Source organism: Salegentibacter chungangensis, from assembly GCF_042678405.1.
GTDB lineage: Bacteria > Bacteroidota > Bacteroidia > Flavobacteriales > Flavobacteriaceae > Salegentibacter_A > Salegentibacter_A chungangensis.
This window is the reverse complement of sequence record NZ_JBHTLI010000001.1, coordinates 1,232,239-1,257,203: the sequence shown is the minus strand read 5'-3', so window position 1 is coordinate 1,257,203 and position 24,965 is coordinate 1,232,239. Positions and strand designations below refer to the sequence as shown.

Below are 24,965 nucleotides of genomic sequence, written 5' to 3'. Positions count from 1 at the left end.
TTTTAGCATTTTTCAATAACTATTATTCAATTTTGAAAACTTCTAAAAGTATGTTTGATTAGAAAGTTCCCCTGTGTTTCATTCACTACTTTACCTGTATCAAAATAATCACCAAATTCCACTTCAAATTCACCGGCATTAATTACCCAATCGGCAACATCATTATCAATACTTGCAAACAAAGTAAAATAATACTGCCCACCTTGTAAAGGTAAATCAGGTATTACAATACTGATCTTCCTGGCCTCTTTAGGTTGAAATTCAATATTTGCATTAGTCAGGGTGTTATCCAATAAAGTAATTCTTCTTGATTGGTTATCATCAATCCCCACTGAAACTCTTACATCTTTTACCATCATTCCTGAAGTATTCAAAACTTCAACAAGCATTTTACAATTTCGGCCAGATTGTAATGAAGCTACCTTATTTCCCTGATCATTCTCAAACCAATACCTTAAAAATTTAAGCCGTCCATTGCCTTTCCTATCTTTCCTCTTCTCAAGTTCTTCAGAAACTGCTGTATTTCTAAATTTTTCAAGATAATAATCTATAACGTCATTAGTGAGACCAATTCTTTCGTTAAATCCATTATTCATTAACATTACGCGGTCACATAAATTCTGAATACTCGCCATATTATGACTTACAAACAGCACCGTTCTTCCCTCTCCTGTAGATAGATCCTGCATCTTTCCGATGGCCTTTTTTTGAAATTCAGCATCCCCCACGGCCAGCACTTCATCTACCACCAGGATCTCGGGTTCCAGGTGGGCTGCTACAGCAAACCCAAGTCTCACCGTCATCCCGCTGCTGTATCGTTTTACCGGTGTGTCTATATATTTTTCACAACCAGAGAAAGCGATGATCTCATCGAGTTTTCTCCTAATTTCCGGTTTTGTCATTCCCAACACGGCACCATTCATAAAGATATTCTCACGACCGGTAAGCTCCCCGTGAAACCCGGTACCTACTTCCAGAAGAGATGCGATGCGCCCCCGCGTTTTTATACTGCCCGTGGTTGGCGATGTAACCCGCGAAAGAATCTTTAAAAGTGTTGATTTCCCAGCACCGTTCTTACCTATGATCCCGAGCACTTCGCCCTGCCTTACTTCAAAATTGATGTCTCTAAGAGCCCATACATAATCCTCTTCTGCATAGGAACTCCTGTTATTCTCAGCCCCTACCTTTAAAAAAGGATCTTCCTTTCCTCTTATGCCATACCACCATCGTTTGAGGTCATCCCCAAGCGTTCCAACTCCCACAGTACCTAATCGATACTGCTTCGAGATATTTTCGGCTTTTAAAATAACGCTCATAAGTTTTTTTATGAATTATAGGATTTATGTAAAATTAATAAAACAGGTAAGAAAATTTATATCCAGGCATATTCCCTTTCCAGGTTCACAATACCGCTATACCGTATCGATAAAATTCTTTTCTGTACGATTAAAGATCACCATTCCTGCTAAAAACAGGATGAGAGAAATTGATAGCGTATAAAAGAAGCCAGACCAGGTAAATATTCCGGTATCAAGGACCATATACCTAAAACCTTCAATGATTTGGGTTAATGGATTATACTTAACTAACCAGGCCCATTCCGGCAATTTATGGGAAACTTCACTCAAAGGATAGGGCACAGCAGAAATATACATCAATAAAGATGTGGCAAAGCCTATCAGCACAGAAAGATCACGGTATTTAGTAGTTAAGGCCGAAGCTATCATCCCCAATCCAAGACCCATAAGTGCCATCATAAGGATGTAAACCGGCAATAAGAAAAGGTAGCTGTTAGGTTCAATTGACACACCCTCCCATACCACATACAAATAGACCAAAGTAAGGATACCTGCCTGGATCCCGAATTTAAAAAGATTAGTGATCACATTGGATAAAGGCATAATTATCCTTGGAAAATAAACCTTTCCAAAAATTCCAGCATTCGCGGTGAAGGTACTTGAAGTACCACCAAAACACTGATTGAAATAATTCCATGCCGTTATCCCGGTAAGATTAAACAAAAATGGAGGAACCTTCCCTGTTGGAATATTCGCAATATTATTGAAAACTAAGGTAAAAGTTATTGCCGTGAACAGTGGTTGAATAAAATACCACAATGGTCCTAATATGGTTTGTTTATAAGTAGTAACAATATTCCTCTTAACAAAAAGGATCAGCAGATCCCTATACCTGTATATCTCCCCGAAATTAAGGTCAATCAATTTTCTCTTTGGGGTGATCTCATAAAGCCATTCACTTTTCCCGTTTTTCATCTTCAACATTTATTCAAAGTTCCGCATAAACTTTTGCCACCACTTCTTCAGGCGTGATCTCTGAGAAGTTGTACCGTAATAGCCTTTACCATAACGATTGTTCCCGTAAGCATATCCGTAGCCGTAGCCATAGCCATAGCCGTAGCCATAGCCGTATTTAGCACGGTGAACGAAGTGGTTTAGCACAAAACTGATATTCTTGACCTCTCCTTTAGCATATTTTTCATTAACAGCATCCAGCATTCCCCTTTTCGTATAATCCTGTCTGATCAGGTAAAGGGTGGCATCAGCATATTTCACCAGGTTAAAAGCATCGGCAACCATCCCTATAGGAGGGGTATCCAGAATTATATAGTCATACTTTTCTTTTAGCTCCTCCATCAGCCTATCCATCTGATTGGTAAGAAGCAATTCTGAAGGGTTTGGAGGAACAGGCCCCGCAGTTATTACATCCAGGTAAGGGATTTTACTGGTTTGTATAATCTCTTCCGGAGTTGCCTGGTCTATAAGGTAATTCACGACTCCCAGATCATTGTTAAGTTCAAAATCATCAAAGATCTTTGGCTTCCTAAGGTCAACTCCAACCAGGATTGTTCGTTTTTCACTCATTGCAAAGACCGTAGCAAGGTTCATTGCACAGAAGGTCTTTCCTTCTCCGGAAACCGAGGAAGTGATCAGTACGGTCTTTGAGCCGGTGACTCCATGCTTTTTATACATGAATTGCAAACTGGAACGGATACCTCTAAAACTCTCAGCTATTGACGACTTCGGACTATTAAAAACAGCAAGGTTACTATCCAGTTTACTTTTACCTATTAACCCTAAAATAGGGATTGGAGAAAGCCTGGTTACTTCCTGAGCATTAACCACATTAGTGTTTAAGAAAACCAGTAAAAAAACGAAAACAAGGGGGATAACACCTCCTACCAAAGCCGCCATTACATAGTTAAGCTGAGTATTAGGACCAATCTTACCCCCACCGGTATCCTTGGCTTTATCAATGATCATTACATCACTTACATTAGCCGCTTTAATTAAGCCTGCCTCACTCCTTTTTTCCAGAAAAAGGTTATAGGTTTTCTCACTTAGATTGTATTTTCGCTGTATCTTAAGAAGATCCTGTTCCTCCTTAGGCAATTTCTTAATTTCTGCTTCAGCCGAAGCAATTTTGGAATTCACGTCTCTCAGTTCCTCTTTTAGCAAACTTGTGGAAGAACTGATGTTTTCCAATAGAATAGATTTCACTGAATTTATCTGTCGGTCTATATCAGAAAAAACAGGAGAATCTTCTTTTAGCGAATACTGATAATTACTCCTCTCTTCCGCTAAACTGATTATCTTCCCGACTCCGCTTACAATACTTCCTTCATCTATCCCGGCAACTGATGGTGCAGGAACGTTGGAATAATCATTCCTAGTTTCCAGATAGCTTTTAAGGGTTTCATAGTAGGCCAACTGCCTTCTTATCCTTTCTTTTCTAAGGTCCAAATCGGTCAGTTTTCCGGAAATTTCACTGTTCTCGGCAGAGATGTCTATTATGGAGTTTTCATTTCGAAATTCATTCAATTCATCTTCCACGAGTTTCAATTCCCGGGATTTAACCGCCAAACTGCTATCAATAAACCTGATTGTTTTCGTGGCGAATAAATTCTTTCGCTCCAGCATATTCTCGCTAAGTACCCGTACCGTCCCGTTGAGATAGTCGACTATTCTTGATTTGTTAGTCCCTGACTGGTTAAGATTTAGCACAGAGGATCCTTTTGACTGAGGATAGACATTTACATTCCTGTACCTTCCTACCGCACTATCAAATTCAGAAAAGCTCACATAAAAAGGTTTCCCTAATTGCAGATCTTCATCTGTTCTAACCAAAACCCCTTTAAAAAAAGCCAAACTTACATACTCCCCTACTTTGAAATCGCGATCAATCCTTCCTCCATTTATATTTAATTCCTCTATCTCTTTATCTGCACTACCATAGTTCTGAAGTCTTAAAGTTGATGGCAAATCAGCCTTAAGATTATAAGTAACCGAATCCTTAAAAGAAATCACCATATTTACATTGACAGCCTGAAATTTATTTGAATCAGCAACCACTTCAAAAGGAGTCGTCCCATATGCATCCACCCGTTGGTATTCGCCGTCCTTTAAATAATTAATATAAAACTGAAGTCTTTCTACCACTTCCTCATTATGTGACCTGGACTGCAATATCGTCATCGCAGTATTTACCTTATCTGAAGTTCCTCCCCAATTAAAGGTAAGACTGGTGTTGGAAGTGAAAAAAGGATTCTGATCGTCTTTAATCGAGATGGAATTCCCAAGCTGATACACCGGAAGCTTCCTTACATTGTTATAATAAGCCACCGCAAGACTAATCCCTACCGATAGAACAATGAGTTTCCAGTAGCTAATAATCTTCAGGATAAACCCCTTAAAATCGAAGGTGGACCCTACATCTGATATGTGATCATCTTCATGCGCCATTATCTTGTAGCTAATAATATTAATGAAGCCAGCACCCCTCCAATACTTACTATTGTTTGGAATACATCCAGGCCTGAAGTCCCCAAACCAATCGCTTTTTGCGGTAATGGATTTACTAAGATCACATCGTTTGGTTGAATATAATAATAAGGACTTTTAGTTGCTTCTATGCTTGTCAGGTCTATGGAGTGTATCTCTTCTCCGTGTGGATACTGCCGTATGATCTTAACGTCTTTCATATCTCCATATTCATTGATCCCTCCTGCATTGGCAACAGCTTCTATTATTGTCACTTCTTCTTTATAGATCACCTGGCTTCCGGTTCCAATTTCCCCTAATGTGGTATAGCGTATCCCTGCTAATTTAACGGTTACAAATATATTTGCCTGTTCTTTAAAATATTTCTCGAGCAACTCCTTTTCAATTTCTTCACGCACCTCTTCAACGGTAAACCCCAAAACATTTACATTACCAAGACTCGGGAACCTGATATTTCCGTGATCGTCTACTGTAAACCCGTCAAAATATACACTCTCCTCGGTAGTTGCCCCCAGAGCACTTTCATCTACAGGATTAAACATCCCTACAAGCTCCTGGTCTAAGGCCTTGACCCTTATACTCAAAAGGTCTCCCGTTTGTATGCGATAAGGCTTTTTTATCCGGTTTATAGAAATAATACTGTCTATCTGTTCAGAGTTATCCTGAAGATAGGTCGAGTTCTTTGTAGATACACAGGAAGATAGGGCCAGCACTGTCACTACCAGGAAGAAAATACTTTTATAAGCCATAAAAGGATTTACATAGTTTTAACAAATATAGTTTTTGTAGACTAATAATAAAATTAACTCGCAAAATTCCTTTTATTTTGCAGCAAAATCGATTTTTAGTGAATTACCTATCAGTAGAAAATACAGCCAAATCTTACGGCGAAAGAGTCTTATTCAGCAATATCTCCTTCGGGGTCAACGAAGGACAAAAAGTGGGCTTTGTCGCCAAAAATGGAACGGGAAAAACCTCGCTTTTAAACATAATTGCCGGTTTTGATACGCCCGATGATGGTAAAGTAGTATACCGAAACAACATCATTACCGCATTTTTACCCCAGGAGCCTGACCTTAACCCGAACCTTACCGTAGAGGAAACCATATTTTCTTCAGAAAATGAAACGCTAAAGATCATTAACCGCTATGAAAAGGCCCTAAAGAACCCGGACGACACCGAGGCTTACCAGAAAGCCTTCGAAGAGATGGAGGCTGCACAGGCCTGGGATTTTGAAACGCAATACAAGCAAATCCTTTTTAAACTAAAACTTGATGACCTTTCCAAAGAAGTAAAGCATCTTTCCGGAGGACAGAAAAAAAGACTGGCCCTTGCAAGTATGCTGCTTAAAAAACCGGATTTCATCATAATGGATGAGCCCACTAACCACCTTGACCTGGATATGATCGAGTGGCTTGAGGCGTACTTCAGGAAAGAGAATTTCACCATTTTTATGGTTACTCACGACAGGTACTTCCTGGAACGTGTCTGCAATGAGATTGTAGAACTGGAAGACGGACAGTTATATACCTACAAGGGAAATTACTCTTATTATCTGGACAAAAAAGAGGCTCGCCACGCGCAGGAAGAAACCAACACCGAAAAAGCAAAACAACTTTATAAAAAGGAACTGGACTGGATGCGCAGACAGCCAAAAGCCAGGACCACAAAATCCAAATCGCGTATAGACGATTTTCACGAGATCAAGGACCGCGCGAGTAAACGCCGTAAAGATCACAAGGTTCAACTGGAGATCAGTATGGAACGCCTTGGCAGCAAAGTGGTCGAACTTCATAACATCGGGAAAAGTTATGGAGACAAGCTTTTACTGGATGGCTTCGATTATAACTTTAACCGCGGGGAACGGGTTGGCATCATCGGAAAGAACGGAACGGGAAAATCCACTTTTCTCAATATTCTAACCGGAGCCATCAAGCCGGATTCGGGAAAAGTAGTTATAGGGGAAACCATAAAGTTCGGGTATTACACCCAGCGAGGGATCGAGGTGAAACCCGGCCAGAAAGTGATAGATGTGATCAGGGAGTTCGGGGACTACATCCCTCTGAAAAAAGGCCGCCAGATCTCTGCCCAGCAGCTGCTGGAACGCTTCCTTTTTGACAGGAAAAAGCAATATGACTTTGTGGAAAAGCTGAGCGGGGGCGAGAAGAAAAGATTATATCTGTGCACGGTCCTGATTCAGAATCCCAATTTTCTTATCCTCGATGAGCCTACCAACGATCTGGACATCGTAACCCTGAACGTGCTTGAGAGCTTTCTCCTGGATTTCCCCGGATGTCTCGTGGTTGTTTCCCACGACAGGTATTTTATGGATAAGATCGTAGATCACCTCTTTGTTTTTAAAGGGGAGGCTGAAGTTGAAGATTTCCCCGGAAACTATACCGATTACAGGGCTTATGAGGAAAGTGCCGCTCCTGAAACAAAATCGGTTAAAACGGAAGACAAAGCTTCCAAGAACGACTGGAAGAAGACCAGCTCCGGCAATAAATTAACCTATAACGAGCAAAAAGAGTACAACAAGCTCGAAAAAGAGATCGCAAAGCTGGAAAAGAAAAAAGAAGAAGTTCAGCAAAAATTCCTGAAAGAACTAAGCGGGGAAGAAATAGATAAAACTTCTCTTGAACTGAAAGCGGTGACCGATGAAATTGAAAGGAAAACCGAGAGGTGGTTCGAGCTTATGGAAAAAATGGAAAGTTAGCAACCCAATTGTATCAGTTAAAAGCATATATAAAATTTCTTCTGAATTCCCAGAACCAGCACGGGCTACATTCGCCATTTGTATATGACCTGGTGACCCAGTGTTTTTATGATAAGAAGCAGTACCCCGAATACGAACTTTTAAATGAATTCAGACAGGGGCTGTTAAACAACAGGGAGACAATCCAGGTAACAGATTTTGGCGCCGGGAGCAAGGTCTTTAAAACTTCGGAAAGGCCTGTTTGTGGGATCGCTAAAAATGTAGGCGTTTCTCCAACCAGAGCTAAATTTCTCTTCAGACTTACAAATTACCTGAAATGTAAAACTGCCCTGGAGGTGGGCACCTCTCTTGGGCTGGGTGCTTCGGCTATTGCAGCCAATAAACAAACCCGGTTACTAAGCATTGAAGGCTGCCCCGAAACCGCCAATATTGCCAGGAAGCAATTTGAAAAGTTCGGCCTCGAAAATATTCAGCTTAAAATTGGTGAATTCAGCGAGGTGCTGGACAAGGACCTAACTGCCGATCATAAATTCGATCTTGTTTATTTTGATGGAAATCATCAGAAAGAACCAACTCTTAAGTATTTTCAGCAGCTGCTACCCTATGCCCATAACGATTCAGTATTTATTTTTGACGATATCCACTGGTCTCCCGGAATGGAAGCAGCCTGGGAAGAGATTAAAGCTCATCCGGATGTAAAGGTGAGCATCGATACTTTTTACCAGGGACTCATATTTTTCAGAAAAGAACAGGCTAAACAACATTTCAGGATCAGGTTGTAACAAATTCTCTTAACTTACGTCCTATGGAGTGTCACCAAATTTGATTTTTAATGAGTAAGGTTATCGAGATCAGGGATATCACAAGAGACTTCCCTCTTGGGCAGGAAATCGTAAAAGTTTTAAAAGGAATAAATCTCGATATAGATCGCGGGGAATATGTTGCTTTTATGGGGCCTTCAGGCTCAGGAAAATCCACCCTGATGAACCTGCTGGGTTGCCTGGACACTCCTACTTCAGGAAGTTATGTTCTTAACGGAAAAGATGTGAGCCAGATGAGTGATGACGAACTTGCCGAAATTCGAAATAAGGAGATCGGCTTCGTATTCCAGACCTTTAACCTTTTACCAAGAACCACTGCTTTAGACAATGTTGCCCTGCCTATGGTCTATGCAGGTTATTCCAAAGCTGACCGAATCGAAAGAGCTAAAGAGGTGCTGAATAATGTTGGACTTGGTGACAGAATGGATCACCGGCCTAACCAGCTTTCAGGAGGGCAGAGGCAAAGAGTAGCCGTTGGAAGAGCCCTGGTAAATAAACCTTCCATTATCCTTGCCGATGAGCCTACAGGAAACCTGGACTCCAAGACTTCAGTAGAGATTATGAACCTTTTTGACGAAATTCATTCCGCCGGAAATACCGTGATCCTGGTGACCCACGAAGAGGAAATTGCAGAACATGCTCATCGCATTATTCGGCTGAAAGACGGAATGGTAGAAAGCGATACCCGAAAAGAAAAGGTGAATTCCTAACTTAAGAATAACAGCATCGAATCACTTTTATAATCTGCTGATTTTCATATTCTCAAGCAGTTTTCTTATCTTGTGAAAAATTAATTTTATTACAGATAATGATCGATTTTGACCAGGAAACCTGGATATATTTTGCTCTTATTGCAGCTTTTCTCATCTACTTTCTATGGAGTTCACGCAGGGCAAAAAGAAACCGTAAAGCCCGAAAGAACCGTAACTTCAGAAGGCGTTATCTCGAAAGAAGAAAAAAGGAACTTTCTGAAACCGAAGAGCTCGAGAACAGTATTCACTAATTGTTTCTCTCATTAGTCTCCTGGAAAATTCCTACGAAATTCTTTTTCCGCATCCTTACGGCTTCAGGTTAATTCATACTTCATTTTGTACCTTTGGGAGAAACTAGAAGAATGAAGATCTACACCAAAACCGGAGACAAAGGCACTACAGCCCTTTTTGGCGGCACACGGGTCCCCAAACACCATATACGCATAGAAACCTACGGCACTGTGGACGAACTCAACTCCCATATCGGGCTTGTTCGCGATCAGAACGTCGGCAAGGAAAACAAAAAAACACTAATGAGGGTCCAGGACAGGCTATTTACCATTGGCTCCATCCTCGCCACCGACCCGGAAAAAGCCACTTTAAAAAGCGGAAAAGAAAGACTGAATATTCCAAAAGTAACCTCAGAGGATATCGAGTTACTTGAGAAAGAAATAGACCGAATGAATGAAAGCCTGCCCGAAATGACGCATTTCATCTTACCCGGAGGCCACCAAAGCGTGTCATTCTGTCACATAGCCCGCTGTGTATGCCGGCGCGCCGAACGTAATGCCACGGCCCTCTTCGAAATTGAAGCTTTTGATGAACAGGTTTTACAATACCTGAATAGACTATCTGACTACCTTTTTGTGCTGGCACGAAAGTTGTCTCATGAGTTACAGGCAGAAGAGATTAAATGGACCCCTCAAAAATCCTGAGATCCCTGCTTCCTCTAAATGAGATTCTTTCGAAGAAAACAGGTATTTAGAATAAGTTCTTAAGAATATTGACAAAAAAATAGACTTTTTTCTTGGCTATTACGCCAAAAAATTTATTTTTGCAAAAATCATAAACCCGATTAACCAATGTATTGGACTTTAGAATTAGCATCCTATTTAAGCGATGCCCCCTGGCCTGCCACCAAAGACGAGTTAATTGATTACGCGATCAGGACAGGAGCTCCTCTCGAGGTTGTAGAAAACCTTCAGGCCATCGAAGACGAGGGCGACTCCTATGATTCTATTGAAGAGATCTGGCCGGATTATCCAACCGACGAAGATTATCTCTGGAACGAGGATGAATATTAACGACAACACGTAAAAAAATACTAAAAAAGTCTCAAATTTGAGGCTTTTTTTTTGCGTACATTTGAACCTTATTAAACAAAAAAACTATTATGAGTTTTTTAGATTCTGTATTAAAAGTATTTGTAGGCGACAAATCTCAAAAGGATGTCAAAGCAATACAACCCATAGTTGATAAAATTAAAGCTTTAGAAGCGGAGTTCGAAGCTCTTTCCCTTGACGAACTGCGTGCTAAGACGGCCGACTTTAAAAGCCGTATCTCAGATGCCGTGAAAGAGATCAACTCTCAAATAGATTCTCTTGAGAAAGAGGCTGATGAAACTGAGGAAATTACCCGAAAAGAAGACATCTACGCCGAGATAGACGCTTTGAAGGATGAGGCCTACGAAAGATCTGAAAAGGTTCTTAACGACATTTTACCAGAGGCTTTCGCCACTGTAAAGGAAACTGCGAAACGCTTTGTCAATAACACCCAGTTAAAAGTTGCTGCTTCTGAATTTGATCGGATGATCTCTGCCGAAAAAGATTACGTAAACCTTGAAGGTGACCACGCGATATGGAACAACTCCTGGGATGCCGCCGGAAAACCGGTAACCTGGGATATGGTTCATTATGATGTTCAGCTTATTGGCGGGGTGGCAATGCACCAGGGAAAAATAGCCGAGATGCAAACAGGGGAAGGTAAAACCCTTGTAGCTACGCTTCCGGTATACCTGAATGCCCTAACCGGGAAAGGAGTTCACCTGGTGACGGTTAACGACTACCTTGCAAAACGTGACAGTGCCTGGATGGCACCAATTTTTGAATTTCACGGACTTAGCGTAGACTGTATAGATTACCACCGCCCGAATTCGGCGGCAAGAAGAAAGGCTTATAATGCCGATATTACCTACGGAACCAACAATGAATTCGGTTTTGATTACCTGAGAGATAATATGTCTCACGCCCCGGACGATCTTGTACAGCGTCCGCATCACTATGCCATTGTGGATGAGGTCGATTCGGTTTTAATTGATGATGCGCGTACCCCGCTTATCATTTCTGGACCAATCCCAAAAGGAGATATTCACGAATTCGATCAGTTGAAGTCTCCGGTAGCAAATATTGTTGAAGTTCAGCGGAAGCACCTTACACAGGTACTTGCCGAGGCGAAAAAACTGATCGCCGACGGGGAAACCAAAGAAGGAGCGATGAAGCTTTTAAGGGTTTACCGCGGTTTACCAAAGAATAAAGCACTTATCAAATACCTGAGTGAGGAAGGAATTAAGCAATTACTGCAAAAGACCGAAAATTATTACATGCAGGATAACAACCGGGAAATGCCGAAGGTTGATGCCGAATTATACTTCACCATAGACGAAAAGAATAACCAGATAGACCTTACCGACAGAGGGATCGAGTTCCTTTCAGGAAAAGAAGAGCCCGATTTCTTCGTAATGCCTGAGATCGGGATGGAGATCGCCAAGATCGAAAAAGAAGGCCTGTCAAAAGAAGAAGAAGCAGAGAAAAAAGAAGAGCTTTTCCGTGATTACAGCGTAAAGAGTGAACGTATTCACACCTTGCGCCAGCTGCTTAAAGCTTACACCCTGTTCGAGAAAGATACCGAATATGTGGTGATGGACAACAAGGTAAAGATCGTGGATGAGCAGACCGGACGTATAATGGACGGACGTCGTTACAGTGATGGCTTGCACCAGGCGATCGAGGCTAAAGAAAATGTAAAGATCGAGGATGCCACCCAGACCTTTGCTACGGTAACCCTTCAGAATTATTTCAGGATGTACCGCAAACTTTCGGGTATGACCGGTACGGCGGTAACCGAAGCAGGAGAATTCTGGGAGATCTATGAACTTGATGTGGTTGAGATCCCAACCAATAAGCCCATCGCCAGAAATGATAAGGAAGATCTGGTTTACAAGACCAAACGTGAAAAATATAACGCGGTAATAGACCACGTAACCGATCTTTCGCAGGCAGGGAGACCTGTACTTATCGGTACAACTTCGGTAGAAATTTCAGAGTTACTGAGCAGGATGCTCAAGCTTAGAAATGTACCGCACAATGTATTGAATGCGAAACTGCATAAAAAAGAGGCCGATATTGTCGCCGAAGCTGGTAAATCTGGTATTGTGACCATCGCCACCAATATGGCAGGTCGTGGTACCGATATTAAACTGAGCAATGAAGTGAAGGAAGCAGGCGGTCTGGCCATTGTTGGTACAGAGCGTCACGACTCCAGACGTGTAGACAGGCAGTTAAGAGGTCGTGCAGGACGTCAGGGAGATCCGGGTAGTTCCCAGTTCTATGTTTCGCTGGAAGACAACCTGATGCGTTTGTTCGGTTCTGAAAGGATCGCGAAATTAATGGATAAAATGGGCTTGGAAGAAGGCGAAGTTATTCAGCATTCTATGATCTCTAAGTCTATAGAACGTGCCCAGAAGAAAGTTGAGGAAAACAATTTTGGTATACGTAAGAGACTTCTGGAATATGATGATGTAATGAACGCCCAGAGAGAGGTGATCTACAAACGCCGTTACCACGCATTATTCGGAGATCGCCTTAAAGTGGATATCGCTAATATGATCTTCGATACTGCTGAGGCCATTACAGAAAGCAATAAAGTAACTACCGATTATAAGAATTTTGAATTCGAACTTATCCGGTATTTCTCAATGAGCTCTCCGGTTTCGGAAGAAGATTTCGAGAAAATGGGAGTTCAGAAGATTTCGGGAATCGTATATAAGGCTGCCTATAAGCATTATCAGGAGAAGATGGAGCACAGCGCTCACAAAGCATTCCCTGTAATCAAACAGGTTTACGAAGACGAGAATAACAAGTTTGAGCGCATCTCGGTTCCGTTTACAGACGGTACGAAAACGCTCCAGGTAGTTACAAATCTTGAGAAGGCCTATGAGACAGAAGGAGAGCAACTGGTAAAAGATTTCGAGAAGAACATTACGCTTGCCATTATAGATGATTCCTGGAAGACTCACCTGAGAAAAATGGATGAGTTGAAGCAAAGTGTTCAGCTGGCCGTTCACGAGCAGAAAGATCCTTTACTTATCTATAAGTTTGAAGCTTTTGAACTTTTCAAGGCGATGATAGACCAGGTAAACCGGGATGTGATTTCTTTCCTTTTCAAAGGAGAAATTCCGGAAGGCAACAGCAGAGACATCCAGGAAGCCAGACAAAGACGTCGTGAAAAGATGGAGACCTCTAAAGAGGAGATCCCTAATATTGATGAGAGAGCCGCACAAAACCGTGCTGCCGGACAATCTCAGCAGCAAAGGCCGCAAAAAACCGAAACCATCACCAGGGAACAGCCCAAGATTGGCCGTAACGACATAGTGACCATCAAGAATGTGATGAGTGGTGAGAATAAGACCATGAAGTATAAACAGGCCATTCCCCTTTTACAAAAAGGAGACTGGGTACTGGTTGAAAACAAATAAGAACTGTTTACAGAATCATCAAAATGCCGGAGTTAAAAACTCCGGCATTTTTATTTACCGGCTTTCTGAATCATTTTTATAATTTTACCAGCTCACCAATCAAGCAGGAAAATGAAAAAGTTCATCATAGAAATTAAATGGGGATTCATCTTTATTATCACAAATCTCCTTTGGGCCTATTTTGAAAAGACTATGGGCTGGCACAATGAGCTTATTCATAAGCATCCGCTATACACCAATTTCTTTGCCTTCATCGCCATTGGGATCTACCTTCTGGCTTTAGCCGAAAAGCGTAAAAAGATCTTTAACGGAATAATGTCGTGGCAGCAGGGCTTTGTTTCAGGAATCGTGTTAACGGTTGTGATCACCATACTTTCCCCCTTATCCCAATACCTGATTAATGAAGTGATCTCTCCGGAATACTTCAATAATATTATTGCTTACAGTACAGAAAAGGGGAAAATGAGCCGGGAAAATGCCGAAGCTTTTTTCAATTTAAAATCTTATATCCTGCAAGGAATCTTTATGGCTCTTGCCCTGGGCGTAGTCACTTCTGCTTTTGCAGCCTATATCCTGAAGAGAAAGAAGAATTAAGCTAGCCTTCAACTCTTCTGATCTTTAGCAGCAGATTAGGATCAGGACAATTTCGAAGATAGAAGTCCAGTTCATTCACCGAGGTCACCCCGGGAAAATCTCCAGCCTGTTCCTGCAGGTCTTCAATTACCTGAAAATGCAGGTGTGGGGCATAGTCGCCGTTTTCTTCAGCTGTACCCAGGGCTCCTATTTTCTGGCCACTCTTAACCTCGTCTCCATATTTTAAGTTCTCCAGGGATTTTCGGCTTAAGTGCCCGTATAGGGTATAAAAAGTATGTTCGTGATATTCGTGCTCAAGAATGATGGTGGGCCCGTAATCCCCAAAAGAGGCATTGTCCTTAAAGCTATGGATCTTACCATCCAGAGCAGCAAGTACAGCAGTTCCGGCATCTGCCCAGAAGTCCATCCCAATATGCACATTGCGTTCAAGATCCTTTTCCCCGGGCTCACTGAAAAGGCCGCTGCGCTGGTATAACTTTCTTATTTCCTTATATCCCCCATAGGCCACCTTTTTACCCGATCTTCTCAAATATTCATTGATAAAACCACCAAAAGAACTGGCAGAGGTGATATCTACCAAAGACAAAGCCGAATTTTCAGCTGAAAGATCTATGGCTATATAGTCTTCTTCGCTAAATTCAGCATCTATCACCGCGGTGAAACGCGGAGTTAATTCGGTTATAAATCGGGGAAAATCCTTCGACATCTTCTGCAAATTTTCCCAAAAAATAAACCTTCTATTTTAATTTACCAACACTTCACTGAAACTTGCATTAATTGAAACGTTTCCATTTCCTCCTTTAGATTTGTTAAACCCGTTTAAAGTCTCGTTGTCATAAGATTTCGAAGATTTAAGACTCAGGGATTTCGGGTATTTTATCTTACTCTGGGTTCCGTTATAACTAAAGTTAAAGGCCGCATTTGGAAGCGAAAGTATAAGGTCGCTATTCTCCAGATTTACATCCAGGTTATCAAATCCCGGGCTCAGCTGCTGTACTTCAAGTTTTCCAAAGTTCCCTGATAAAAATCCTGTTTCTACCAGTTCTTTGATCACCACGTCACTCGAAGTGGAATTAAGCTTGATGCTGATCACCCTGTCAAGGTTACAGGTTTTCACATAAGCGGCATCCAAAACCCCATAATCCCAGTGCTTAACCCTAACCGGGGAATAAGAAGCTTTCACAACTGTCTTCTTCCCGCCAACCCTGTCAGCTGTAAGGCTGCTGTGAGAAAGGCTCGCATCAAGGTTACTTGCCTTACCGGTGAATTTCACTCCGCCGTGTCTGACATTCAGTTTATAGCTAGTGTTTGAAGGCACTTTCACTTTAATGGTCTTCTTAGCTGAAGCTCCTCCTTTTTCATTTATGATGATAACATTGTTTTTTTCATCTCCGTATTCCGCCTCCATCTGCTTTTCAAAGCTTTCAGCCCACTTCTCCATACTCTTGCCAAAATCTTCTCCCCATTTTTCCATATCGGCTTCGAACTTGGCTTCCCAGCCAGCCATCTGGCTCTCCATATTCTTCTCCCATTTCTCACTGTCCTCTTCAAACTTTTCAGCCCATTTCTCCATAGCCTTTTCAAAGTCCTTTCCGAATTTCTTATCTATGTTTTTCTCATATCTTTCCAGGTACTTATCCCCTTCTTCCTGATATGCTTCATAATCGAACTTTAATTCCTTCATATTCTCGTGGAATTCCGGCGGAAGCGGGTTCTGAGCAATATTCTCCAATAAAGGCCCAAGGTTTTCCATAAGCGGATTGATGATTTCCGGCAATTTTGAAAGCGGCCCCTCTAATGAAGAAAGATCCATATTTGCATTCCAGGTCATCCCTCCGCCTGAAGTTATGCTCACCCGGTTAGGATTTCCGGTTGTTTCCAGTTTCCAGTTATCCAGAAGGGCTTTCACCTCTTCTTTGTCCTTTGAACCGCTGTTCAGGTAGGCCTCTATAGCCACTTCATTGCGATCCCAATTCTCAATAATAACGTTGGTGTGCTTGGCATCTATGCTCAGCGTCACCTCATTATTAGTCTTATAGGTTTTAGACAGCTTCTTGGTTTGTGCGAAAACACCGGCGGTGCAACACAAAAGCAGTACTAAAATGTAATTAAGCCTGTAGGTTTTCATAGTTTTCGTTTTTTGACTGATTTATTTCTTTTAGTTTGTTTTTTAATTTGAATAGCAGCTCAAGCCTCAATTGTAAATTTGCCACCATCGCCTCTACGGTCTGTTCATTTGCTCCGGCTTCGTTAAACTCGGCATTCAGCCGCTGGTATTCTTTATCCAGCTCGGCCAGTTGCTTCATAAAAGCATCTATAAGCGCCTTATTCTCATCGTTCACATCCAGTTTGGCAAGCTCAATATTCAGACTTCCCAGGTAGTAATCCTCGATCTTTTTAAACTGAGGAGATACTTCACTAAGCTGAAACTGATTTTCTTTAACCGGTTGTTCTGTTTCCTGCTCCTGTTGTTCTACCGGTGCAGGACTATCGGCCACGGGATTCGCTTTAAAAGGATCCTGCGGACTCAAAAAGTAGAAGCCTACTCCCAGGGCCACCACAATTACGGCAGCTATTTTCAGGAACATAAAATTGTGCTTCGCAGCTTTCTTCTCTTTCGGGAAAGCCTTATCCAGCCTGGCAGCAAAACGCTCTTCGTGCCCTTCCTTTAGTTTTTCGGAAGTCCAGGCCTTTTCGTCCTTGAACATATCTCTAATATCCTGTGCCATTTTTTTGTGCTTTTAGTTCTTCTTGTAGTTTTTTCTTTCCGCGGTGCACCAGTGTCCTGGAAGCTACCTGCGTAATGTTCAATATTTCTGAAATTTCTTCGTGGTCATATCCTTCCACCAGGAACAGCATTAGCGGATATTCATATTTCTCCGGCAACTGCCCTATGGCCTTTTTTACCTGCTCGATCCCGATGCCGTCATCAATCTGCCAGTTCTCGTCTTCTTCCACTGTTCCCAGTACCTGCTCATTAAGCGCAACCAGCTCCAGTTTCTTCGCCTTCAGCTTGTCTATGCATCTGTTGATCACTATTCTTTTTAACCAGGCACCAAAGGTCACTTCTCCGGTGAACTGGTGGATCTTCTCAAAGGCTTTTATGAATGCTTCCTGCATTGCATCTTCAGCTTCAAACGAGTCTTTCATAAACCTCAGCGCCACATAATACATACCTTCACAGTACTTATTATAAAGCTTGAACTGAGCTCTTCGACTGTTCTGCTTACAAGCCTCTATTAATTGATGTTGTATCAAAACGTATAATTGATTGGTTGGTGTTCACTTTAAAGACGAGCATAAATTACCGATGTTGCAAAATCAGCTTAAATGTTCAGAAAATTTTGAGATTTTTTCTTCTGAATATTATTAACTTGAATTCCGATTATCCTGAAAGCCATAGGTATTTCAGCTTTTGCCCGGTTTAAATTTAACAATAAAAACTATGAACAGGATTTTGAAGCGCAGTCTTAAAGTGATCGCACTTGTAATCGTTATAGTTGCCGGAACTTTATTTGTATTAAAGAAGGCCACAAAATCTTATAGCCCTGAGAAGACAATCACCTATTCTGATAAAGGGCTGGAGCTGGAGGTTTTTTACAACCGGCCTTATAAAAAAGACCGGGAGATCTTTGGCGAACTTGTACCTTACAATAAAGTATGGAGAACGGGGGCTAATGAAGCCTCGACCTTCAAGACCAATAAGGATATTTTAATTGACGGCTCGCTTCTAAAATCCGGGAAATACAGTTTATGGACCATTCCCGGAAAAGAATCCTGGAAGGTGATCTTTAATTCGAAGATGTATCCCTGGGGAATAAATATAGATGAAGAAGCCTATAGAAATGAGAAGTTCGATGAACTGGTAATAGAGACCGCTGTGCATAAGACCGAAACGATCGTAGAACAATTCACGGTCTCTTTTAATAAGAAAAATGAGCTTTTATTTATGAATCTTTCCTGGGACCGGACATTAATAGAAATTCCCATAAAAAGAAAAGAAGCAGGCTCAGCTGCTTCTTCTTTATCTCGGTCGGAATAAAAATCCGGACACTAATCCTGATCTAATAACAGGTTAAGAGTGACATCAAGATTATCTCTGGTAGCTCTGGAATATGGACACAACTCATAAGCTTCATTTACCAGTCGTTCTCCAGACTCCACATCGGCAGTAGGAATATAAGCATCCAGTACTACCGCCAGTTGCAGCTCGTCTTCTTCATTCTTACCAATCTTTACGATAGCCGTTACGCTGAAATCTCCCAGGTCGAAACCGTGTTCTTTGGCAACCTCTTCCAGGGCCTGCCCAAAGGAAGCGGAATAAGCCGCTCCGAACAATTGCTCAGGATTAGTGTTTTTATCTCCTTTACCTCCCAGATCCTTAGGAGTGCTTAAATTTATATCCAGAACGCCATCGTCGCTGGTAGAATGGCCATCTCTGGCCCCTTTTGTCGTAACTTTGGCTTTGTACAATGTTTTCATCATTATAATAGTTTTAGTTAACTTTAATGTATACGTCAATATACCAAGCAATTGAACGTGCCACAAAAATTGATTTCATAAATTTGTCATAAATATTCCCGAATCCTTGAACAAACCTTCGAAAAAATCAGCGCTCAGCGAGTCCGGCAGCAAGCCGGGATCAGCAAACATCAACCCCAATTCTGCCAAAAAGATCAAGTCTTTCAGGAGACAAAAGTTCACTGAAAAAGAATTGCTTGATCAGTTGCTGAAAGGAGATAAAACAGCTCTTGGCCGCGGCATCACCCTTATAGAAAGCAACCAGCAAAAACATCAGGAGCGGGCCCAAAAACTTGTTGAAGGAGCCTTGCCCCACGCACAAAAATCCATTCGAATAGGAATTACCGGAGTGCCCGGGGTTGGAAAAAGCACTTTTATTGAAGCATTCGGGAGCCACCTTATTGAACAGGGAAAAAGAGTTGCTGTTTTAGCGGTAGATCCAACCAGTAGTGTATCTAAAGGGAGTATCCTGGGTGACAAGACCCGGATGGAAAACCTGGTTAAGGAAGAAAATGCCTTTATAAGGCCCTCGCCTTCCGGTGATTCTCTGGGAGGAGTGGCAAAAAAGACCCGGGAAAGCATCATTTTATGTGAAGCCGCGGGTTTTGATGTATTACTCATTGAAACCGTTGGTGTGGGCCAGAGCGAAACAACGGTTCACAGTATGACCGATTTTTTCCTGCTCCTGAAACTTGCAGGTGCGGGAGATGAGCTCCAGGGAATTAAAAGAGGGATCATAGAAATGGCCGATGCCATTGTGATCAATAAAGCCGATACCGGAAATGAAAAGGCTGCCAGAGAGGCAAAACTTGATTTCAAACGGGCCCTTCACCTCTATCCGCCCAAGGAAAGCGAATGGACCCCAAAGGTATTGCTTTGCAGCGCTTTGTATAATTCCGGAATTTCGGAAATTTGGGAGCTTATTCAAGAATACCAGGAATTGGTCAAGAAAAATAATTATTTCCAACACAACCGCCACGAACAAAATAAATTCTGGCTGCTGCAAACCATTAATGAATATTTGAAGAATAGGTTTTATCAAAACCCTCTTATCAAAAAAGAGCTGAATGACCAGTTAAAGGCTATCGAAAATAATGAGACCACAGCTTTTGCCGCCGCCAAATACCTTATTAAGAAATATGATTCTTTATAAAAAGTTGGCTTTATACCAGTCAATTTGATGTTGCAGGCCTTCCCTGAGACTTGTACAAGGATCATAGCCGAGCAGTTTCCTGGCCTTATCTATATTTGCACTGGTACGCCACTGGTCTCCCGGGCGTTTAGGCGTCACTTCAAGCTTTATTTCTTTCCCTAGCAGCTCCTGAACTATATCAATTCCTTCTTTAGTAGTATGCTCCTCTTCGGTGCCAAGGTTTATAATTTCAGCGTTCAGCAGGTCGTACTTTTGTACAGCTTTATATATTCCGTCTACAATATCACCCACATAGGTAAAACTTCTTAAGTGCTTTTCACTTCCATCAAATAAAGGAAATACCGTGTTCCTGAAGCCGCAGCCTATAAGTTTAGTGTAAAGCTTTTCAGGCCTTTCCCTTGGCCCGTATACCGAATAAAGCCTAAGTGAAGAAGCCTTCAACATCCCTGTACGCGCTTCGGCCAATACCAGTTGCTCTGCCGCAAGTTTGGTCACCCCATAATTTGAAGCAGGCTTTGGGGCTTCGGTCTCCGGAAAAGTAGCTTCCAGACCATAAATAGAGGAGGTCCCAATATTAAAGAAATGCTTCAGCTTCTTATTACGATGTGCAAACTCTAGCAGTTTCTGTGTCGCTATAACATTATTAGTGAGATATTGTTCGAAAGTGCTGGAAGAAGAAATCCCGGGCTGAGCTGCAAAATGGATAATAAAGTGAAAGTCGGAAGCCAAATTTGAGTAAGTTTCAGGATTGCGAAGATCGGCGTCAAGGATAACAACCCCCTTTTCCTTCAGAGCCAAGGCATTCTTTTTTTTCAGGCTTACATCGTAATAATCGGAAAAATTATCTACTCCCGTCACTTTATAACCTTCTTCCTGAAGACGTTCAGAAGTATGAGAGCCAATAAAACCGGCAGCCCCGGTGATCAATACTTTCATTAAATTCAGATTTTTCTGGATAAAAACAGTAGTTCCTTCAATTTGCACTGCAAATTACAATCATTCTGTAAAATAATCCCTTTAGAGGCTTTATTGATTTTGAGCCTTCAATTTATAATTATTAATACATTTGCATTCAACAGCAATTTTATGGATTACGAATTTACCATAATTGTTCCGCTTTACAACGAAGAAGAAAACCTGATACGGGTGGAGCAGGAACTAAAAAAATATCAGGAAAAAGCCCTAAAAAAAACCTGCATTCTCCTCGTCAATGACGGCTCTACCGATAATAGCCTGGCTATGGTGGAAGAGATAGCGCAAAGAAATGATTCTTTTAAATATATCTCTTTTACAGAAAACCGCGGACTTAGTGCGGCCATTAAGGCGGGTTTTGATTATGCCGATACCCCATTGATTGGTTATATAGATTCTGACCTGCAAACAGATCCTGAAGACTTCAACCTCCTTATGGAACATATTGGGGATTATGACCTGGTAACAGGTGTGAGGACAGACCGCAAGGACTCCTTCACCAAGAATATGTCTTCCTGGGTGGCCAATGTGATAAGACGAAGCTTTACCCACGACGGGATGGACGATACCGGTTGCCCGTTAAAGGTGATCAAAGCCGATTACGCCAAACGCATCCCTATGTTTAAAGGACTGCACCGCTTTCTTCCGGCAATGATTATGCTTCAAAACGGAAAGGTTAAGCAGGTGCCGGTCAGACATTATCCGCGAATCGCAGGAAAAGCCAAGTATCATCTCTGGAACCGGCTTGCAGGTCCTTTTATAGATTGTTTCGCCTACCTGTGGATGAAAAAGAATTATATAAACTATAAAGTCGGGAAGAAAGGATGACCGGATGGCAGATCTACGCAATTGGCTTTACCGCCCAGATCCTGTTCTCTGCCAGGCTGCTGCTCCAGTGGCTGCTATCTGAAAAGCAAAAGAAGGTGATCACACCTTCCATTTTCTGGAAACTGAGCCTTTTTGCCTCTTTTCTGCTGTTTGTTTACGGTTATCTTCGCGATGACTTTGCGATAATGTTCGGCCAGGCGATCACCTATTTTATTTATATCAGAAATCTCCAGTTACAGGGGGAGTGGAAAAAAGCGCCTGCAGTGCTAAGGATCTTTCTTTACCTCTTCCCGGTGCTTATCACCGTGTATTCCTACAACAACGACACTTACGATATCCGCAACCTGTTCTTTAATGAAGCGATTCCTTTCTGGCTGCTTGCACTTGGTACGGCTGCACAGATCATTTTCAACCTGAGGTTCTTTTACCAGTGGATCTATTCTGAAAGAATGAAACAATCCTTGCTGCCTTTAGGCTTTTGGATCTTAAGTCTATTCGGTGCGATCCTTATCGTTACTTATGCCGTTATTAGGCAAGACCCCGTATTATTTGCAGGACACATCCTGGGCAGTGTGATCTATGCCCGAAACATCATTTTAAGCCGAAGAAGTTATGCCCGATCTTAATACAAACAAACTAAGCTATCTATCCATATTGTTGTTGGTCACATTCCTGGTCTTTTTCGTGAACCTGGATGCGATCTATGTAAATATTATGGAGGCCCGTAATTTTATCACGGCCCGGGAAATGCTGAACCACAACAACTGGCTATTGACCACCCTGAACGACCTCCCAAGATATCAAAAACCACCGCTGCCCACCTGGCTTACGGCAATAAGCGGAAGTATTCTTGGGATGGACAGCCTTGTAGCATTAAGGCTTCCCGCTGCATTAAGCACCCTGCTCCTGATCTATTTCTTCTTCCGGTTCATTCCTAAATTAAAGCTTGGAAAAAAACAGGCATTTATAAGTTCTTTAGTGCTGGCTACTTCATTCTATATTGTCTTTTCAGGGCGTAACGGGCAATGGGATATTTTCACCCACGCTTTTATGATGGTTTGTATTTATTACCTGTGGAACTTTTTTTGCAAAAATTCCGAGCTTTACCAAAATGCCGTGCTTGCCGGAGTTTTCCTTGGCTTTTCCTTTATGAGCAAAGGCCCGGTCTCTTTATATGCTTTATTCCTTCCGTTTTTAATAAGCTTTGGAATAGTTTATAAGTTCAGGACCTTCCGTTCTAAATGGAAGCCTTTTCTTGTATTCCTGGTAGTGTCACTTGGTATTGGCCTTTGGTGGTTTATCTATGTGAGGCTGGCCGATCCGCTCGCGTTTCAAAAAATAGCAGAAAAAGAGGCAACCAACTGGACCAGTTATAACATTCGTCCTTTCTGGTATTACTGGAGCTTTTTTACCCAAAGCGGGATCTGGACAATTCCTTCTTTTGTAGCACTTCTTTATCCTTACCTAAAGGATAGGGTTTCCAACAAGAAAGCCTATACCTTCAGCTTCCTCTGGACCATTTTGGCAGTCGTTCTGTTATCTGTAATCCCTGAAAAGAAATCCAGGTACCTGCTTCCCGTGCTTATTCCTATGGCGATGAATACAGGCTTTTATATCGAATACCTCTTCAGAAGATTTTCATCTCTCCCGAAAAAGGAAAAATGGGTGGTCTATTTTAATCACGGGCTCATCGCCCTGATCGGGATCGTATTTCCCATAGGCGGCTATTTTTTCCTGGACCTTGAAGGATTCTGGTTCTGGTTTGTATTAACCTCACTTGTACTCTTCAGTATTGGGGTGGCAAAATTATATTTCTTACGGAAACAGGATTACCCAAAGGTTTTCTACCTTACGATATCCTTTATCGCTGCCATTATTGTCTGTGGATTCCCCCTGGTCGGTTCTTTGATTGATAACCCTAAATTCAACAATATTGCTAAGCTGCGGGAACTGGAACAAAAAGAAAATATCCAGGTTTATGAATATGAATCCTTCGGTCCCGAACTCATCTGGGAATACGGGAAACCCATTCCGCTTTTAAAAGAAGGGGACAGCGTTAGAATTCCGGCTGAGGGACGGTTCGGTTTGCTTACCGTTCCTAATGACAGCACTGCACTGAATGATTTTTCTGATGACTTCAGAATAAAGAGAACAGCCAGATATGACCTTAATTACGTAAATCCTGAAAAGTCAGGGTATAAAGAAAGACTTATCCGCAATTTCTATATCCTGGAAAGAAAGGACTAGATCAAATTGAATTTCTTGAGCAGGAAGATCTCCAGTTTATAGAATAGCGTTCCGAGAATGGAACCAATCAAAATTCCGGTTACAATATCTCCCGGATAATGAACCCCGAGATAGATACGGCTGTAAGCCACGATCAAGGCCCAGCCCAGCAGGAACCAGATTAATTTAGGATAATGTCTCCTGAAAAGCAAGCCTAGAAACAGGGCAACTCCCGCTGAGTTGGAGGCGTGTGCAGAGAAGTAGCCGTATCTTCCGCAGTAATCGGCAACCATACGGGCGAACTCCATTACACCTTCCTGCCCACAGGGCCTTGGCCTCTGGAAACCGTGCTTGAATACATTCGCCAGCTGGTCTGTAGCAGTTATAAGAAGGGTGACCACCACCATAGTCACCAGGAGGGCTTTCCAGCCGAACTTTCTGAAAATAAGATATAGCAGAACGGCATAAAGTGGAATGGCGGTCCATTTATCGCTAATGGCCAACCACATCCAGTCCCACTGCTCACTCCCCAGATTATTCAGAAAAAGGAAAAGTTCCCTGTCCAGTTCAACCAGTTGTTCCATAAGCCAGATTATTCTTCGTATCTCGCTACTTCGCGATCGTAAAATTCTGTAGCCTGGGCGATAAGACCTTCAGCCTCATTAGCCAGTTCTTCCTCGTCACTCTTGTCGAAATCTTCAAGCCACTCCACCTCGTCATTCTCCAGGTTGATTATAAAACGGGGAAATTCGGTGTGTACCACAAAAATAGCATCGGGATAATCTGTATTATCGCCAAGCAGAAATTTAGGGAACTCCATAGATCTTAAT

Annotated in this window: 25 protein-coding genes; 13 read left to right on the top strand and 12 right to left on the bottom strand. The window is 42.0% G+C overall.

The window, feature by feature from the left end; genetic code table 11:
* Window positions 1-26: 26 nt before the first annotated feature.
* The 4 genes from ACFQ3Q_RS05620 to ACFQ3Q_RS05605 form a co-directional block, all read right to left on the bottom strand.
* Complete coding sequence (locus tag ACFQ3Q_RS05620; protein ID WP_380743778.1) at window positions 27-1,316, bottom strand: ABC transporter ATP-binding protein; 1,290 nt, start codon at window positions 1,314-1,316, stop codon at window positions 27-29.
* 96 nt (window positions 1,317-1,412) lie between these two features.
* Window positions 1,413-2,273, bottom strand: coding sequence for an ABC transporter permease (locus ACFQ3Q_RS05615; RefSeq protein ID WP_380743776.1), 861 nt, complete (start codon window positions 2,271-2,273; stop codon window positions 1,413-1,415).
* 9 nt (window positions 2,274-2,282) lie between these two features.
* The gene (locus tag ACFQ3Q_RS05610) at window positions 2,283-4,760 is read right to left on the bottom strand and encodes a polysaccharide biosynthesis tyrosine autokinase (RefSeq protein WP_380743774.1); all 2,478 of its coding nucleotides are present in this window, start codon (window positions 4,758-4,760) and stop codon (window positions 2,283-2,285) included.
* Window positions 4,760-5,548 carry a polysaccharide biosynthesis/export family protein gene (locus tag ACFQ3Q_RS05605; protein ID WP_380743772.1) on the bottom strand — a complete coding sequence of 263 codons (789 nt, stop codon included), beginning with the start codon at window positions 5,546-5,548 and terminating at the stop codon, window positions 4,760-4,762. Before ACFQ3Q_RS05605 ends, ACFQ3Q_RS05610 begins: the two co-directional genes overlap by 1 nt.
* Before the next feature lie 98 nt (window positions 5,549-5,646).
* Between ACFQ3Q_RS05605 and ACFQ3Q_RS05600 the strand changes: the two genes are divergently transcribed.
* The 8 genes from ACFQ3Q_RS05600 to ACFQ3Q_RS05565 all read left to right on the top strand — a co-directional run bounded on the left by ACFQ3Q_RS05600 (window position 5,647) and on the right by ACFQ3Q_RS05565 (window position 14,435).
* Complete coding sequence (locus ACFQ3Q_RS05600; RefSeq protein WP_380743770.1) at window positions 5,647-7,515, top strand: ABC-F family ATP-binding cassette domain-containing protein; 1,869 nt, start codon at window positions 5,647-5,649, stop codon at window positions 7,513-7,515.
* Between the two features lie 8 nt (window positions 7,516-7,523).
* The gene (locus ACFQ3Q_RS05595; protein WP_380743768.1) at window positions 7,524-8,297 is read left to right on the top strand and encodes an O-methyltransferase; all 774 of its coding nucleotides are present in this window, start codon (window positions 7,524-7,526) and stop codon (window positions 8,295-8,297) included.
* Between the two features lie 50 nt (window positions 8,298-8,347).
* The gene (locus ACFQ3Q_RS05590; protein WP_380743766.1) at window positions 8,348-9,046 is read left to right on the top strand and encodes an ABC transporter ATP-binding protein; all 699 of its coding nucleotides are present in this window, start codon (window positions 8,348-8,350) and stop codon (window positions 9,044-9,046) included.
* Window positions 9,047-9,144: 98 nt separating this feature from the next.
* Window positions 9,145-9,339 (top strand): hypothetical protein, encoded by a 195-nt coding sequence (locus tag ACFQ3Q_RS05585; RefSeq protein ID WP_380743763.1) that lies wholly within the window; start codon window positions 9,145-9,147, stop codon window positions 9,337-9,339.
* 111 nt (window positions 9,340-9,450) lie between these two features.
* Window positions 9,451-10,023 (top strand): cob(I)yrinic acid a,c-diamide adenosyltransferase, encoded by a 573-nt coding sequence (locus tag ACFQ3Q_RS05580; protein ID WP_380743760.1) that lies wholly within the window; start codon window positions 9,451-9,453, stop codon window positions 10,021-10,023.
* A 147-nt stretch (window positions 10,024-10,170) separates the two neighbouring features.
* Window positions 10,171-10,392: a DUF2795 domain-containing protein gene (locus ACFQ3Q_RS05575; RefSeq protein ID WP_008272287.1), complete on the top strand. Its 222-nt coding sequence runs from the start codon at window positions 10,171-10,173 to the stop codon at window positions 10,390-10,392.
* A gap of 89 nt (window positions 10,393-10,481) precedes the next feature.
* Window positions 10,482-13,841, top strand: coding sequence for a preprotein translocase subunit SecA (gene secA, locus ACFQ3Q_RS05570; RefSeq protein WP_380743757.1), 3,360 nt, complete (start codon window positions 10,482-10,484; stop codon window positions 13,839-13,841).
* Window positions 13,842-13,952: 111 nt separating this feature from the next.
* Window positions 13,953-14,435, top strand: coding sequence for a DUF4199 domain-containing protein (locus ACFQ3Q_RS05565; RefSeq protein ID WP_380743754.1), 483 nt, complete (start codon window positions 13,953-13,955; stop codon window positions 14,433-14,435).
* A gap of 1 nt (window position 14,436) precedes the next feature.
* Here ACFQ3Q_RS05565 and ACFQ3Q_RS05560 read toward each other — a convergent pair whose 3' ends face one another.
* Genes ACFQ3Q_RS05560 through ACFQ3Q_RS05545 form a run of 4 tightly spaced genes read right to left on the bottom strand, consistent with a single transcriptional unit; the run spans window position 14,437 to window position 17,693 of the window.
* The gene (locus tag ACFQ3Q_RS05560) at window positions 14,437-15,141 is read right to left on the bottom strand and encodes a peptidoglycan DD-metalloendopeptidase family protein (protein WP_380743752.1); all 705 of its coding nucleotides are present in this window, start codon (window positions 15,139-15,141) and stop codon (window positions 14,437-14,439) included.
* A gap of 36 nt (window positions 15,142-15,177) precedes the next feature.
* The gene (locus ACFQ3Q_RS05555; RefSeq protein ID WP_380743750.1) at window positions 15,178-16,563 is read right to left on the bottom strand and encodes a hypothetical protein; all 1,386 of its coding nucleotides are present in this window, start codon (window positions 16,561-16,563) and stop codon (window positions 15,178-15,180) included.
* Complete coding sequence (locus tag ACFQ3Q_RS05550; protein WP_380743748.1) at window positions 16,544-17,164, bottom strand: hypothetical protein; 621 nt, start codon at window positions 17,162-17,164, stop codon at window positions 16,544-16,546. The genes ACFQ3Q_RS05555 and ACFQ3Q_RS05550 overlap by 20 nt, the downstream gene beginning before the upstream one ends.
* Window positions 17,148-17,693, bottom strand: coding sequence for an RNA polymerase sigma factor (locus ACFQ3Q_RS05545; RefSeq protein ID WP_380743746.1), 546 nt, complete (start codon window positions 17,691-17,693; stop codon window positions 17,148-17,150). Before ACFQ3Q_RS05545 ends, ACFQ3Q_RS05550 begins: the two co-directional genes overlap by 17 nt.
* Window positions 17,694-17,880: 187 nt before the next feature.
* On the opposite strand from ACFQ3Q_RS05545, the gene ACFQ3Q_RS05540 reads away from it, so the two are divergent.
* Window positions 17,881-18,477 carry a DUF2911 domain-containing protein gene (locus ACFQ3Q_RS05540; RefSeq protein ID WP_380743744.1) on the top strand — a complete coding sequence of 199 codons (597 nt, stop codon included), beginning with the start codon at window positions 17,881-17,883 and terminating at the stop codon, window positions 18,475-18,477.
* Window positions 18,478-18,488: 11 nt separating this feature from the next.
* Here ACFQ3Q_RS05540 and ACFQ3Q_RS05535 read toward each other — a convergent pair whose 3' ends face one another.
* Window positions 18,489-18,917, bottom strand: a complete 429-nt coding sequence (locus ACFQ3Q_RS05535) for an Ohr family peroxiredoxin (RefSeq protein ID WP_380745595.1) — start codon at window positions 18,915-18,917, stop codon at window positions 18,489-18,491.
* 106 nt (window positions 18,918-19,023) lie between these two features.
* Between ACFQ3Q_RS05535 and meaB the strand changes: the two genes are divergently transcribed.
* Window positions 19,024-20,109, top strand: coding sequence for a methylmalonyl Co-A mutase-associated GTPase MeaB (meaB, locus tag ACFQ3Q_RS05530; protein ID WP_380743742.1), 1,086 nt, complete (start codon window positions 19,024-19,026; stop codon window positions 20,107-20,109).
* Here the strand turns inward: meaB and ACFQ3Q_RS05525 are convergent.
* The gene (locus ACFQ3Q_RS05525) at window positions 20,104-21,045 is read right to left on the bottom strand and encodes an NAD-dependent epimerase/dehydratase family protein (RefSeq protein ID WP_380743740.1); all 942 of its coding nucleotides are present in this window, start codon (window positions 21,043-21,045) and stop codon (window positions 20,104-20,106) included. The genes meaB and ACFQ3Q_RS05525 overlap by 6 nt on opposite strands.
* A gap of 150 nt (window positions 21,046-21,195) precedes the next feature.
* Here ACFQ3Q_RS05525 and ACFQ3Q_RS05520 point away from each other — a divergent pair, with 150 nt between their 5' ends.
* The 3 genes from ACFQ3Q_RS05520 to ACFQ3Q_RS05510 are packed head-to-tail and all read left to right on the top strand — an operon-like array spanning window position 21,196 to window position 24,156.
* On the top strand, window positions 21,196-21,909 hold the full coding sequence (locus tag ACFQ3Q_RS05520; RefSeq protein ID WP_380743737.1) for a glycosyltransferase family 2 protein: 714 nt from the start codon (window positions 21,196-21,198) through the stop codon (window positions 21,907-21,909).
* The gene (locus tag ACFQ3Q_RS05515; RefSeq protein WP_380743735.1) at window positions 21,906-22,535 is read left to right on the top strand and encodes a lipid-A-disaccharide synthase N-terminal domain-containing protein; all 630 of its coding nucleotides are present in this window, start codon (window positions 21,906-21,908) and stop codon (window positions 22,533-22,535) included. The genes ACFQ3Q_RS05520 and ACFQ3Q_RS05515 overlap by 4 nt, the downstream gene beginning before the upstream one ends.
* A complete protein-coding gene (locus ACFQ3Q_RS05510) occupies window positions 22,522-24,156 on the top strand; it encodes an ArnT family glycosyltransferase (RefSeq protein WP_380743733.1) in 1,635 nt (544 codons plus the stop codon). Before ACFQ3Q_RS05515 ends, ACFQ3Q_RS05510 begins: the two co-directional genes overlap by 14 nt.
* Here the strand turns inward: ACFQ3Q_RS05510 and ACFQ3Q_RS05505 are convergent.
* Both ACFQ3Q_RS05505 and ACFQ3Q_RS05500 read right to left on the bottom strand, forming a co-directional pair.
* Window positions 24,153-24,719 (bottom strand): phosphatase PAP2 family protein, encoded by a 567-nt coding sequence (locus ACFQ3Q_RS05505; protein WP_380743731.1) that lies wholly within the window; start codon window positions 24,717-24,719, stop codon window positions 24,153-24,155. The genes ACFQ3Q_RS05510 and ACFQ3Q_RS05505 overlap by 4 nt on opposite strands.
* 8 nt (window positions 24,720-24,727) lie before the next feature.
* Entirely contained in the window at window positions 24,728-24,955 is a 228-nt protein-coding gene (locus ACFQ3Q_RS05500; RefSeq protein ID WP_380743728.1) for a hypothetical protein, read from the bottom strand.
* Window positions 24,956-24,965: the final 10 nt, after the last annotated feature.